Raw genomic sequence first — 12,911 nt, 5'->3', positions numbered from 1 at the left:
CGAGGAACGGCACCGCCGTCATTGCGAGCGGAGCGAAGCAATCCAGCCGCGCCACGCCTCCCGACATGGCGCTGCCCTGGGTCACTTCGCTCCGCTCGTGATGACGGAGGTGTCGCATCGACCGGTTCGACGCCCGCGAAAGCGGCTGTCTGCCGCCGGCGTGTTCAGCCGGGCTCTTCGGTCAATGCCGGTCCCGCGCGGGCGAAGAACGCGCGGAGCGGGCCCTCGGGCAGCATCCCGAGCCTCGCGCACAGGCGGTCGTCGGGCGCCCGGTCGGCGCCGCGCTACGCGGCCACGAGGTTGAAGGTGCGGTCGGACGGCGCGAGGCTCACCCGCCGCCCCCAGTCGAAGGCGACGAAATCCTGCTCGATCCCGTCCGAGAACACCACGCCGCCCTCGTTCATCCGCGACACCACGGTGAGGGGCGATCCGGCGAACTTGCCGCCGCGGAGGTCGGTGCCGGTGGCGACGCTCGGGAACGGCTCGCGCACCCAGTAGCCGAAGGCCGCCTCCTCGATGCCCACCTCCACGGTGAGGTGCGTCGCCTCGCTGATCGAGCGCGCCCAGCCGGTCAGGCCGGTGCCCGAGGCCACGATCAGCCCGCTCGACGAGTGGTCCTCCGCCCGCGCCCCGTCGTCGATGCGGTAGCGCGCCGATTGGTGGCTGCGGTGGCCGACGAAGATCTCGTTCAGGGCGAGCAGCCGCTCGCCACCGTCGAAGGTCGCCTGCACCATGGTGCGCCGCTGAAGGGGCACGGCGCCGGCCGCGCTGGCGGGCAGGAGCGCGCGCAGGGCCTCGACCCGCGCCCGGGCCAGCACGCCGTCGTAGAGGTCGGGCGCCGGGTTGACGCCGACCACCGGCTGCCCGTCGAGGTACTTGGCGACGTTGGCCACGAGCCCGTCCTGCCCCACCGCCACGACGACGTCCTCGGGGGCGAAGAGGAAGCGGTCGAGGTCGGGGCGCCGCACCAGGGCCTGCCGCCAGTCCAGCGGCACGGCGGACCGGGCCTCGGCGAGCACGGCCTGGAATTGCGCGTGGCGCGCCTCGACCTCGGCGAGCGTCTGGCCTCGGCTCTCCAGGAAGAACCGGACCTGGCCGCGAGTCGCGTGCCGGGCGATGAGCAGCTCGTAATCCGTGTCGCGGATGACGAAGACCACGCGGGGGGTGACGGCCGGCACGGCAGACCTCCTCAGCGCGGCGCGAGCCGCGGGGACAGCGCGCCCCGGAACTCGCCGAGGACGGCCGCCAGCAGGTCGGGCGTGACGTTGACGTGCTCGATCGTCTCCAGCTTGCCGGCGAGTTCCCGGGCCGCCAGCCCGAGCAGGACGGCGGGCGGCATGTCCCGGTAGACGGCGGCGCGGCGCTGCTCCGCGTCGGCCCGGGCGCCCTCGACGAGGCGGATCCGCTCGGCCTCCGCGGCCGCCTCCAGGCCCCGCGCCTCCGCGACGCCGGCGGCGCGGTCGCGGGCGTTCTCGGCCTCCTGCGCGATCAGCACGGTCTCGCGCCGGGCCAGCTCGGTCTTCGTGGCGAGCTCGTTCTCCGCGATGGCGCGCTCCTTCTCGACCGCCAGGGCGCGCCGCGCGAAGGTCGCCTCGTCGGCCTTCTGCTGCAGGGCCTCGAAGGTCGGGGTCTGGAGGGCGCGCTCCAGCTCGCTCGTCGGCGCGAGGTTGGTGAGCCGCACAGACACCGCCGCCACGCCGATCTCGGCCAGCGCCGGGGCGTCGGACAGCACCCGTTCCAGCACGGCGCGCAGCGGCTCCGGCCCGGCGTCGAGCAGGGCGCCGATCGGGCTCGCCCCGAGATACTGGAGCGCCGCCTGGCTCGCGATGCCGCCGAGGCGCGCCTCGATCCGCTCGATCGGCTCACCCTGCAGGCGCCCGGTGCGGAGGTCGATCGAGAAGTCGACCCGGCTCGCCAGCAGCTCCGGATCGACGACGTGCCAGCCGATCGTCCCCTGGACCACGACGGTCTGGAAGTCCCGGCTGCGGCCGCGGACGAAGAGCGTCATCTCGCGGTCGTCCACCGGCACCTCGCTGATGCTGGCGGTCTCGGGCCGGAACCAGAAGACCAGACCCCGCCCGCTCTGCCGGACACGACCGTTGCGGAAGCGGATGATGTGGCTGCTCGCCTCGCTCCGAAGCTGGGCGATGACACCGATGTTGCGGACCGTGGCCATGATGGGCTCCTCGAAGCGCTCTCCGCCGAAGTGGATACCGGTTCGGCTCAAGAGAGCGCGTTGAAACAAAGGCTTAGAACTGGCCTGACCTGTCGAAGCGGAAGAGTTCGGCGGGGCGGAACGCCGTCCCGGCCTCGCGGGCGCCTGTCGGCGCGATCCAGCCCCGGTCGCGCATGCGGCGCCGGAAGGCGGATTTGTTGAGGGGCACGCCGCGGATCGCCGCGTGCACGTCCTGAAGCTGCCGGAGGGTGAAGTGCTCCGGGAGCAGCGCGAAGCCGACATCCGTGTAGTCGAGCTTGCCGCGCAGCCGCTTCACGGCGAGCGCGAGGATGTCGGCGTGGTCGAAGGCGAGGGCGAGGGGCGCGCCGTCCTCCGCCTCGGCCGAGACCGGGCCGCCGGACTCGCCCGCCCAGGGCACGACCAGCACCGCCGCCGCGAGCCCGGCACCGCCCACCAGGGCCTCGACGAAGGCCGCCTCCGGCAGCAGCGCGAGGTAGGCCACCGAGACGATCCGCATCCGCGGATCCCGATCAACGGCGCCGAAGGTGTAGAGCTGCTCGAGCCGCGCCCGCCCGATACCGGCCTTGTCGCGCAGGACGCGCTCCGCGGCGGCGTCGAGGGTCTCGGCGATGCCCACGAACCCGCCCGGCAGGGCCCAGAGGCCCGCCTGCGGCTGCTGGCTCCGCCGCAGCAGGAGGGCGGCGAGCCGGCCCGCCCGGATCCCCAGCAGGACGAGATCGACCGCCAGGGCGGGCCGCTCGTAGGCCGCAGGATCGTAGCCTGCCAGGAACTCGGACTCGGTCATCGGTCTTTTCTGCTCAAGTTGAGCATAACTAAGACGCAAATTGCGCATATGTCAAGCCGAGAGCGGATTCGCCGGGAAGCGCCGCGGAACGCACAGCTCCGCACCGGCTCCGCACAGATCCGCCCGGGCACGGCCGGCCGGTGCGGTCTGAGCCTGGAAAAGGGCGAAGCTTCTCGTGGCGACCGAGGGGCTGGCGCGGGAGCTTCAGCGGCGAGCCGGCATCGATCCGCCGGTGCAGGAGGTTTCCCCGATGCCGTTCTTCGCTCCACGATCCGCGGTCGAGCCCCCCCGCAACGCCGCGCTGTCACCGCTCTTCCTCGCGCTGCTGGCGCTGCTCATCATGCTCGCCTCGGCCCACGCGGCGCCGGGCCGAGACCGGGGTGGCCTCACCCTGCGCGGGCCGGCCGGCACCGCGCCGGTCGAGGCCGTCCAACTGGCGACCGACATCAGCGTCGACGTCAGCGGCCCGACCGCCCGGGCCACCGTCACCCAGGCCTTCCGCAACGTCACGGCGGACTGGGTCGAGGGCACCTACCTGTACCCCCTGCCGGAGGACGCGGCCGTCGACGGGATGAAGCTCGTCGTCGGCTCCCGCGTGATCGTCGCCGACATCCGCGAGCGGGCGGCGGCCAAGCGCGCCTACGAGGCCGCGAAGGCGGCCGGGCAGTCGGCGGCGCTGACCGCGCAGGAGCGGCCCAACGTCTTCACCAACGCGGTCGCCAATATCGGCCCCGGCGAGACGGTGGTGGTCCAGATCACCTATCAGCAGACGATCCCCGTCTCGGGCGAGACGCGGACGCTGCGCCTGCCCCTGGTGGTCGCGCCCCGCTACAATCCCGCCCCCGCCCCGGTGGACGCGGTCTCCCTCGACGGCGTGGCCGGAGCGGCCCGCGACCCGGTTCCGGATCGCGCCCGGATCAGCCCGCCGGTGCTCGACCCGGCCCTGTCGTCGCCGACCAACCCGGTCGCCGTCACCGTGCGGCTGAAGGCGGGCTTCCCCGTCGGTGACGTCCGCAGCGCGACCCACGCGATCCGCGTGACCGAGACCGGCCCGGAGGCGCGGACCGTCACGCTCGCCGACGGCGTCGTCCCGGCCGACCGCGACCTCGAGCTGACCTGGGCGCCGGTCCCGAGCCGGGTGCCCGGCCTCGGCCTGTTCCGCGAGACCGTGGCGGGCCGGACCTACCTGCTGGCCGCCGTGAGCCCGCCGGCGATCGAGACCGACACGGCCGCCCGGCCGGCGCGCGACGTCACCTTCGTCATCGACAATTCCGGCTCGATGTCGGGCGCCTCGATGCGGCAGGCCAAGGCCGGGCTGCTCGCCGGTCTCGCCCGCCTGACCCCGTCGGACCGCTTCAACGTCATCCGCTTCGACGACACCTGGGACGCGCTTCATCCCGCGCCCGTCCCGGCGACGCCGGAGGCCCTGGCGCAGGCCCAGGCCTTCGTCGCCGCTCTGGAAGCCCGCGGCGGCACCGAGATGCTGGCGCCGCTCAAGGCGGCCCTCGCCGACCCGCACCCCGAGGACGGGCGCGTCCGGCAGGTCGTGTTCCTCACCGACGGCGCCGTCGGCGACGAGGAGCGGATCTTCGCGGCGATCCACGCCAATCTCGGGCGCACGCGCCTGTTCATGGTCGGCATCGGCTCGGCGCCCAACGGCCACCTGATGCGCCACGCCGCCGAGATCGGACGCGGCAGCTTCACCGAGATCCGCGACCTCGCGCAGGTCGGCGAGCGGACCCGCGCGCTCTACGAGAAGCTGGAATCCCCCGCCGTCACCGACCTGACCGCGACCTTCTCGGTCTCGGGCGTCGAGGTCACGCCGGGCGCGCTGCCCGACCTGTATCGCGGCGAGCCGCTGGTCTTCGCCGCGCTTCTGCCGGGAGCGGCCGAGGAAACGGCCCGCGGGACCGTGACCGTCACGGGCCGGGTGGGCGGCCGGACATGGACCCGGACGCTCCCCCTCGCCGAGGCGGGTGCGGGCGCCGGCATCTCCAAGGTCTGGGCGCGCTCCCGGATCGGCGAGACCGAGACGGCGCGCATCACGGGGCGCCTCGGCGCGGACGCGGCCGACGCCGCGATCCTGGCGCTGGCCCTGGAGCACGGCCTGACGACGCGGCTGACCAGCCTCGTGGCCGTCGACGCCACGCCGCGCCGCGCGCCCGGCACGCCCCTCGTCGCCGCCGACCTGCCGCTGAACCTGCCGGCGGGCTGGGACTTCGCCAAGGTGTTCGGCACGGACCGGCCGGGCGCCACGCCCGCCGACGACGGGGCAGCGCGGATCGTGCCGATCCGGGCCGAGGGCGCGGCGGTCGACCTGCCGCGGACCGGGGCCGGCATCGTGGCGCAGCTCGGCCTGGGCCTGCTCCTCGCCCTGCTGGGTCTCCTGCTCGGCACCGGCCTGACGATCGGCGGCCGGCGGACCGGGGACGCGCGATGAGCCGGCGCACGGTGACCGGACTGGGGAGGGCCCTCGCGGCCCTCCTCACCCTCGCGGGGCTCGGGCTCGCGGCGCAGGCCGCCTGGATCCCCGCCAAGGCCGTCCTGGCCCAGCTGCTGCTGGAGCGCGCCTTCGCCCGCACCCTGGCCGAGGGTCGGCCCGCCCGGCCCTGGCCCTGGGCCGACACCGAGCCGGTCGCCCGGCTCACCGTCGCGGGCCGCAGCTTCGTGGTGCTGCGGGGCGGGAGCGGCCAGGCCCTGGCCTTCGGCCCCGGCCACCTGGACGGCACCCCGGAGGCCGGCGCGCCCGGCACCGCGGTCATCGCCGCCCACCGCGACACGCAGTTCGCGGTGCTGGGACAGCTCGGGCCCGGCGATCCCGTCACGGTGACCGGCCGCGACGGCCGGATTCTGCGCTTCCGCGTCACCGGCACGCGGGTGGCCCGCTGGGACGCCTCGGGCATCGACCCGGAGGCCCCGGGGCGGCATCTCGACCTCGTCACCTGCTGGCCCCTGGAGGCGCTGCAGGCCGGTCCGCTCAGGCTTATCGTCGAGACCGAGCTGGCCCCGGAGCCGGAGCGTTCCTGACGGCTCGGCGTGGACGGTCAGCTTGGCCGCGCTTGCGCGAATGTGCGGTTTCGTGCGGATCTGTGCGGGTCAAGCCCGTGCGAGCCGTGCCTGTGAGCGAGATTGAACTGTCCGAGGCGCAGAGCCGCGCCATTGCCCAGACCGTGCGCGAGGCGCTGGCCCGCCGGCGCATCTCGCGGCAGACGCTGGCCGAGGAGGCCCGGATCAGCATCTCGACCCTGGAGAAGGCGCTCGCCGGCCGCAGGCCCTTCACCCTGGCGACGACGATCCGGCTGGAGGAAGCCTTGGGCCAGTCCCTGCGCCAGGAGACGGCGCGCCCGGCCCCGGAGGCGGCCCGTCACGCGCCCGACGAGCTCGGCTCCTACTCGCGGGAGAGCGTCGCCTGGATCGAGGGGCGCTACCTCACCCTGCGGCCCTCGTTCGGGTCGGCGGACGCGATCTTCGCCTACCGCACCGAGATCGCCTGGGACGCGGACGCGGCCCGCCTCGTGTTCCGCGAGGCCGAGCGGCTCGACGCGCCCTTCGCGCAGTCCGGCAGCGTCGCCGTGCCGAGCCAGTCGGGCATGATCTACCTCGTGACCAACTGGCACGGACAGCACCGCCTCGCGGTGCTGTGCCGCCCCAACATCCAGGGCGAGATGTACGGGGTCCTGACGACGCTCCACGCCGGGCGCGGCACGCAGCTGACCCCGGCCGCGGCGCCCCTGGCGCTGTTGCCCGAGCAGGCGGGCGCGCACGGATACGGGCGGATCGGGCCGGAGGAGCCGGGCTACGGTCCGTACCGGGCCTATCTCGCCCGGGTGAACGACGACGGCTACGCCACCTTCTTCACGGGCGTCGCCTGACGGGATCTGACGGATGAGCCCGAAGGCGCGGCGCGCGGCGGGCTTGGAGCGGGTACCGGGAATCGAACCCGGGTATTCAGCTTGGAAGGCTGCTGCTCTACCATTGAGCTACACCCGCGCGGGCGGATCGTTAGCACGCCGGGTCGGCCGTGAGAAGGTGGGTCGGGATCGCCGCCGCGCGGGCGACGTCCCGAAACCGCGACGTCGCTGGCCGGCTCACAGACACGGATTCATGACCGGCTCGCGCGGGGTCGAGAGCAGGTCGTCGACCTGGGCGCGCAGGCCCGCGGCGCCGCCGGTCCGCAGGGCCTCGTACAGGGCCTCCGCGTCGCGGCCGCAGACCGCGCCGGGCCGCTGCTCCGGTTCCGTCGTCCCGTCGCGCGGCGGGCCGGCCCCGTCCGGGGCGTTGTCGGCGATGAAGCGATCGATGCGCGCGAGCGCGGCGCGCAATTCCTGCTGGAAGTCCGGGTCGGCGCCGGCGTGGCACGCCTGTCCGACGGCGCGCATCGCCTGCAGGATGCCGCGCATGCACAGCACCGCACCCTTGCCGGTCCGGTCGACCTTCGTGACGGTGTCGCCGCGCCGAATGGTCTGGATCCCGTTCACGAGCGCCTCCGCCGATCCCGGTCCGGCCTGACCGGGAGCCTCCGAGGACACGACCAGGAACGCGCAGGCCGCGGCGGCGCAGCCGACGATCAGGGATCGCGGTCGGGACGGCGTGCGTGTCGTGAGGCGCATGGATCCGGTGCCGTCTCCACCGCGCGACCGCGGCAACATCTGCGCCCGCTCAACCCAGGCCCAGGGCGGCGCGGGCCTCCGCGGGCGTGGCGACGCGGCGGCCGTGGCAGGCCACAGCCTCGGCGGCGAGGCCGACGAGCTCGGCGTTGCTCGCCGCCAAGCGGTCCTTCGTCACCCGGATGTTGTCCTCCAGGCCGGTGCGGACCGCGTCCGCCCCGCGGGCGAGTGCCCAGTCCATCACGATCGCCTGGTTGCGCCCGATCCCGGCCGCCGTCCAGGTCGCCTCCGGCAGGATCCGCCGGGTCTCGGCGAGCAGGATGTCGAGGAGGTGCTCCTCGGCCGGCATCGCGTTCTGGACGCCCATGACGAACTGCACGTGCGGGCGCGCGTCGATCAGGCCCGCCTCCACCAGCCGCTTGGCGCCGTGCAGGTGCGAGAGGTCGAAGATCTCGATCTCGGGCCGGACGCCGTACTGCTTCATCTGGCCGGCGAGGTCGGTCACGAGGCTCGCGGAATTCTCGTAGACGATCGTCGGGAAGTTCACCGAGCCGGTGGACAGGGAGGCCATGTCGGGCCGGTGCTTGAGCGAGAGGCCGCGGGCGGCCGGGTCGCGCCCGCGCCCGCCCGTCGAGAACTGCACGATCATCCCCGGGCAGTGCCGGCGCAGCCCCTCCTGCACGGCGGCGAACCTGTCCGGATCGGAGGAGGGCGACTCGTCGTCGTTGCGCACGTGGATGTGGCAGAGCGTGGCGCCGGCCTCGAAGGCCTGCTGCGTCGACTCGATCTGCTCGGGCACGGTGACCGGAACGGCCGGGTTGTCGGTCTTGCGCGGCACCGAGCCGGTGATCGCCACCGCGATCACCACGGGCGCGTCGCTCCGGGATCCTGCCATTCGCCTGTCCTCCCTGCCGCATCGGGCTTCCGCGACCGGGATAGCGCCGCGGGATCCGGATCTGAACCGCCCGGCGCGGGCGGCAGCTCCGTGTGCGGGACATCTCCGGCCGGATGACAGCCCGGACTTGAGTCTTGCGGGCGCTTGCCGCACCTCTCGACCCGCGAGGCACACGATGAACGACACCGTCCTGGTCCTGAACGGGCCGAACCTGAACCTGCTCGGCAAGCGCCAGCCGGAGATCTACGGCCGCGAGACGCTGGCCGACGTCGAGGCCCTGTGCCGCGAGACGGCCGCCGGCCTCGGCCTCGCGGTCGATTTCCGCCAGAGCAACGCCGAACATGTGCTGATCGACGCGATCCACGAGTACCGCGTCGGCTCGACCGGCATCGTCATCAATGCGGGCGCCTACACCCACACCTCGGTCGCCATCCTCGACGCGCTGAACACCTGCGAGGTGCCGGTGATCGAGTGCCACATCTCGAATGTCCACCGCCGCGAGGCGTTCCGCCACCATTCCTACCTCTCGCTCGCGGCCACGGCCGTGCTGGCGGGATTCGGCACGCACGGCTACGCGCTGGCGATCCGGCACCTCGCGCATCTGCGGGCCGGCAGACCTGCGTGAGGCGCGGATAGCGCCGCGATCAGGGTTGACGCTGGCGGAGACAGGGCGGAGGAGGGCGGTCAGGCCCTATTCCCACGCGATCTCTCTGGCCGGACCGGTTCTCAAGGCCCCGGAGAGCGCCCCAAGCGGAGCGCGCACGCCGCATGACCAGCCCCTTCCTGCCCCTCGACCGGAAAGTGATCGCCCGCGAGGCGGCCAAGATGTTCCTCGAGATCGAGGCGGTGCTCTTCTACAAGGACGAGCCGTTCAAGTTCACCTCGGGCTGGGCGAGCCCGGTCTACACCGACAGCCGGAAGATCATCTCGTTCCCGCGCCTGCGCTCGACGCTGATGGATTTCGCCACCGCCACCATCGTGCGCGAGATCGGCTACGAGAAGCTGACCCACATCGCCGGCGGCGAGACCGCCGGCATCCCCTTCGCGGCCTGGATCGCCGACCGGATGATGCTGCCGATGCAGTACATCCGGAAGAAGCCTAAGGGGTTCGGCCGCAACGCCCAGATCGAGGGTGAGATCGTCGAGGGCGCCCGGACGCTGCTCGTCGAGGACCTCGCCACCGACGGGCGCAGCAAGGTCAATTTCTGCAAGGCCCTCCGCGATTCGGGCGCCCAGGTCGAGCACTGCTTCGTGCTGTTCTACTACGACATCTTCCCTGACAGCGCCGCGCTGATGGAGGAGATCGGTATCAAGCTCCACTACCTCACCACGTGGTGGGACGTGCTGGCGGTGGCCAAGGAGATGGGCACCTTCGACCCGAAGACGCTGGCCGAGGTCGAGCGCTTCCTCAACGCGCCGGCGGAGTGGTCGGCGGCCCACGGCGGCATCTCCGCCTTCGGCCAGGCCTGAGGGGCATCCCGCGATGAGCGTCGCCGACCTGTTCCCCGCTGAGCGCCAGGACGCGAAGACCGTCGACCGGATCACGATCCGGCGGCCTGACGACTGGCACATCCACCTGCGCGACGGCGCGATGCTGAAGGCGGTGCTGCCCTACACGGCGGCGCAGTTCGCCCGGGGCATCATCATGCCGAACCTCGTGCCGCCGGTGACCACGGGGGCGGCCGCCAGCGCCTATCGCGAGCGTATCCTTGCCGCGCTGCCGGAAGGCCAGGACTTCACGCCGCTGATGACCTGCTACCTGCGGGACGACACCGACCCGGACGAGATCGAGCGCGGATTTCGGGAGAAGGTCTGGGTCGCTGCGAAGCTCTACCCGGCCGGCGCGACCACGAATTCGCACGCGGGCGTCACGGACCTCGTCGGCATTACCCCCGTCCTGGAGCGCATGGAGCGGATCGGCATGCCGCTCCTGATCCACGGCGAGGCGACCGACCCGGAGATCGACATCTTCGACCGGGAGGCCGCCTTCATGGAGGGCAGCCTGATCCCGCTGCTCGGCCGCCATCAAGGGCTGAAGGTCACCGTGGAGCACGCCACCACGGCGGAGATCCTCGACGTGGTCCGGGAACACCGGAGCCGGTGCGCGGCGACGATCACGCCGCACCACCTCGTGATCAACCGGACGCACATCTTCCAGGGGGGGCTGCGCCCGCACCTGTACTGCCTGCCGGTGGCCAAGCGCGAGCGGCACCGTTTGGCCCTGCGCGAGGCCGCGACCTCCGGCGAGGCCTGCTTCTATCTCGGCACCGACACCGCGCCGCATGTCCGCGGGGCCAAGGAGGCGTCCTGCGGCTGCGCCGGCGTGTTCTGCGGGCCTTCCGCGCTCCAGACCTACGTGCAGGTCTTCGACGAGGAGGGGGCGCTCGACAAGTTCGAGGCCTTCGCGTCGCTCAACGGAGCCCGCTTCCACGGGCTGGAGCCGAATGCCGGGACCGTGACCCTGGAGCGGCGGGAGAGCCGCATCGCCGAGGCCGTCGCGGTCGACGACACGGCAGTCGTCGTGTTCCGCGGCGAGGAGACGCTGCCCTGGTCGGTGGTATAGCGAATCAGGGCGATGGGTGCGCTCCGTCATCGCGAGCGCAGCGAAGCGACCCAGGGATGCGCGACATCGGTGATCGTCGCGCGACACTGGATTGCTTCGCTGCGCTCGCAACGACGATGATCGGCACTCCATCCAATCAGCCAGAGCCATCTTTGCCTGGATCCAACCTCCGGTTACCGATCTTCCGTCGATCCGGGGGAGGGCAAGATGCAGGACGCGCGACAGGATGGCATCACGGCGCTCGGCGCCGTGGACCTCGCCGCCGCCATCCATGGCCGAGTGATCTCCTGCGTGGAGGTGATGCGCGCCTATCTGGAGCGGATCCATCGGATCAACCCGCAGGTGAACGCCCTCGTGGGCCTCGCCGACGATGCCGCGCTCCTGCGGGAGGCCGAGGCCGCCGACGCCGCGCTGGCGCGGGGGGACGCCGTCGGGCCGCTGCACGGCTTCCCGCTGGCCGTGAAGGATCTCGACCCAGTCCGCGGCCTGCGGTTCACGCAGGGCTCCCCGATCTTCGCCGACCGGGTCGCCGACACCGACTCGATCATGGTGACGCGCCTGCGCGCCGCCGGGGCGATCTTCATCGGCAAGACCAACATCCCCGAGTTCGGCCTGGGCTCGCACAGCTTCAACCCGGTCTACGGCGCCACCGGCAACGCCTACGATCCGGCCAAGACCGGGGGCGGCTCGAGCGGCGGCGCCGCGGTCGCAGTCGCCTTGCGGATGCAGCCGGTCGCCGACGGCAGCGACCATGCCGGCTCCCTGCGCAACCCGCCGGCCTTCAACAACTGCTACGGCCTGCGCCCGAGCTGGGGCCGGATCCCCGCCGAGGCCAAGGACGTGTTCAGCCCGAACCTCGGCGTGCTCGGGGCGATCGGGCGCACGCCCGGCGATATCGGCCTGATGCTCTCGGTGCTGGCGGGCTACGACCCGCGCTGCCCGAACGCCATTCGGCAGGACCCGTCCGCCTTCGCGAGCCCGCTCGCCCGCGATTTCCGCGGGACCCGGATCGCGTGGCTCGGGGATTGCGGCGGCCAGATCCCGTTCGATCCCGGCGTGCTCGACGTCGGGCGTTCGGCGCTCGCCACCCTCGCGGAGATCGGCTGCACCGTCGAGGAGGCGATGCCGCGCTACGACATGGAGACCCTCTGGCAGGACTGGCTGGTGCTGCGGGCCTTCACCGTCGCGGCGAACCTCCGCCCGTTCTACGACGAGCTCCGCCACCGGGTCCTGCTGAAGCCGGAGGCGGCCTGGGAGGTCGAGCGGGGGCTGGCGCTCGGCGCCGACCGGATCATCGCGGCGCTGGAGGGCCGCACCCGCTGGTACGAGACCCTGCGCCGCTTCATGAAGACCTACGACTACGTGGTCATGCCCAGCGCCCAGGTCTTCCCGTTCGACAAGGGCCTGCGCTGGCCCGAGACGGTGGGCGGACGGGCGATGGACACCTACCACCGCTGGATGCAGATCACGATCCCCGCGACGATGTCGGGCCTCCCGTCGCTCGCCGTGCCGGCGGGCTTCGGCGAGGCCGGTCTGCCCACTGGCATCCAGATCGTCGGTCCGAACCACGGCGAGCTCGCCTGCCTGCAGCTCGGCGCCGCCTACGACGCGGCGAGCGGCTGGGTGCGCCGCTACCCGCCGCCGCTGCAGTGAGCCGCGGCTCCGGCACTCAACCGGCGCGGAACCAACGCGATTGCACGCACGGACGCGTTGACCGGCTCCGCGCTCTCCGCTAAGAGGCCCGACACTTCGCGCGCCGACTATGAGCCAGTTCCGGATCATGGGGCCGCCGCGGGGCAGTTTCGGGTTTCCGATGACGACGGTCCTTATTGTAGCGGTAGCGTCACCGACGGGGCGGCCCTGAA

At 72.7% G+C, this 12,911-nt stretch carries 12 protein-coding genes and 1 tRNA gene; 7 read left to right on the top strand and 6 right to left on the bottom strand.

Annotated features, from left to right (window positions below):
- Positions 1-284 precede the first annotated feature (284 nt).
- From C4T42_RS26180 to C4T42_RS26170, 3 genes are all read right to left on the bottom strand, one after another.
- Positions 285-1,178 carry an NAD(+)/NADH kinase gene (locus tag C4T42_RS26180; protein ID WP_020090737.1) on the bottom strand — a complete coding sequence of 298 codons (894 nt, stop codon included), beginning with the start codon at positions 1,176-1,178 and terminating at the stop codon, positions 285-287.
- 11 nt (positions 1,179-1,189) lie between these two features.
- Positions 1,190-2,176: an SPFH domain-containing protein gene (locus tag C4T42_RS26175; RefSeq protein WP_056531582.1), complete on the bottom strand. Its 987-nt coding sequence runs from the start codon at positions 2,174-2,176 to the stop codon at positions 1,190-1,192.
- Between the two features lie 73 nt (positions 2,177-2,249).
- The gene (locus C4T42_RS26170) at positions 2,250-2,981 is read right to left on the bottom strand and encodes an NUDIX domain-containing protein (RefSeq protein WP_103986140.1); all 732 of its coding nucleotides are present in this window, start codon (positions 2,979-2,981) and stop codon (positions 2,250-2,252) included.
- Between the two features lie 250 nt (positions 2,982-3,231).
- On the opposite strand from C4T42_RS26170, the gene C4T42_RS26165 reads away from it, so the two are divergent.
- From C4T42_RS26165 to C4T42_RS26155, 3 genes are all read left to right on the top strand, one after another.
- Entirely contained in the window at positions 3,232-5,421 is a 2,190-nt protein-coding gene (locus C4T42_RS26165) for a marine proteobacterial sortase target protein (RefSeq protein ID WP_043712017.1), read from the top strand.
- Entirely contained in the window at positions 5,418-6,008 is a 591-nt protein-coding gene (locus C4T42_RS26160; RefSeq protein WP_020090733.1) for a class GN sortase, read from the top strand. Before C4T42_RS26165 ends, C4T42_RS26160 begins: the two co-directional genes overlap by 4 nt.
- Positions 6,009-6,100: 92 nt before the next feature.
- Positions 6,101-6,853, top strand: coding sequence for a helix-turn-helix transcriptional regulator (locus C4T42_RS26155; protein ID WP_020090732.1), 753 nt, complete (start codon positions 6,101-6,103; stop codon positions 6,851-6,853).
- 44 nt (positions 6,854-6,897) lie between these two features.
- On the opposite strand, the gene C4T42_RS26150 is transcribed toward C4T42_RS26155, so the two are convergent.
- From C4T42_RS26150 to C4T42_RS26140, 3 genes are all read right to left on the bottom strand, one after another.
- A tRNA-Gly gene (locus tag C4T42_RS26150) sits at positions 6,898-6,971 on the bottom strand.
- Between the two features lie 98 nt (positions 6,972-7,069).
- Positions 7,070-7,591, bottom strand: a complete 522-nt coding sequence (locus C4T42_RS26145; protein WP_020090731.1) for a hypothetical protein — start codon at positions 7,589-7,591, stop codon at positions 7,070-7,072.
- Between the two features lie 49 nt (positions 7,592-7,640).
- Positions 7,641-8,483, bottom strand: coding sequence for a 3-keto-5-aminohexanoate cleavage protein (locus C4T42_RS26140; protein WP_026604553.1), 843 nt, complete (start codon positions 8,481-8,483; stop codon positions 7,641-7,643).
- A gap of 175 nt (positions 8,484-8,658) precedes the next feature.
- On the opposite strand from C4T42_RS26140, the gene aroQ reads away from it, so the two are divergent.
- The 4 genes from aroQ to C4T42_RS26120 all read left to right on the top strand — a co-directional run bounded on the left by aroQ (position 8,659) and on the right by C4T42_RS26120 (position 12,699).
- Complete coding sequence (aroQ, locus tag C4T42_RS26135) at positions 8,659-9,108, top strand: type II 3-dehydroquinate dehydratase (RefSeq protein ID WP_020090729.1); 450 nt, start codon at positions 8,659-8,661, stop codon at positions 9,106-9,108.
- A gap of 143 nt (positions 9,109-9,251) precedes the next feature.
- Positions 9,252-9,953, top strand: coding sequence for an orotate phosphoribosyltransferase (locus tag C4T42_RS26130; protein ID WP_020090728.1), 702 nt, complete (start codon positions 9,252-9,254; stop codon positions 9,951-9,953).
- 13 nt (positions 9,954-9,966) lie between these two features.
- Entirely contained in the window at positions 9,967-11,046 is a 1,080-nt protein-coding gene (gene pyrC, locus C4T42_RS26125; RefSeq protein WP_103986139.1) for a dihydroorotase, read from the top strand.
- 207 nt (positions 11,047-11,253) lie between these two features.
- Positions 11,254-12,699 carry an amidase gene (locus tag C4T42_RS26120; protein ID WP_103986138.1) on the top strand — a complete coding sequence of 482 codons (1,446 nt, stop codon included), beginning with the start codon at positions 11,254-11,256 and terminating at the stop codon, positions 12,697-12,699.
- The last annotated feature ends 212 nt before the right edge of the window (positions 12,700-12,911 follow it).

Source organism: Methylobacterium sp. 190mf, from assembly GCF_900107945.1.
In the GTDB taxonomy this organism is placed as follows: Bacteria; Pseudomonadota; Alphaproteobacteria; order Rhizobiales; family Beijerinckiaceae; genus Methylobacterium.
Note: the sequence above shows the minus strand (reverse complement) of the source record. Positions and strands in the feature narration are given on the sequence as shown.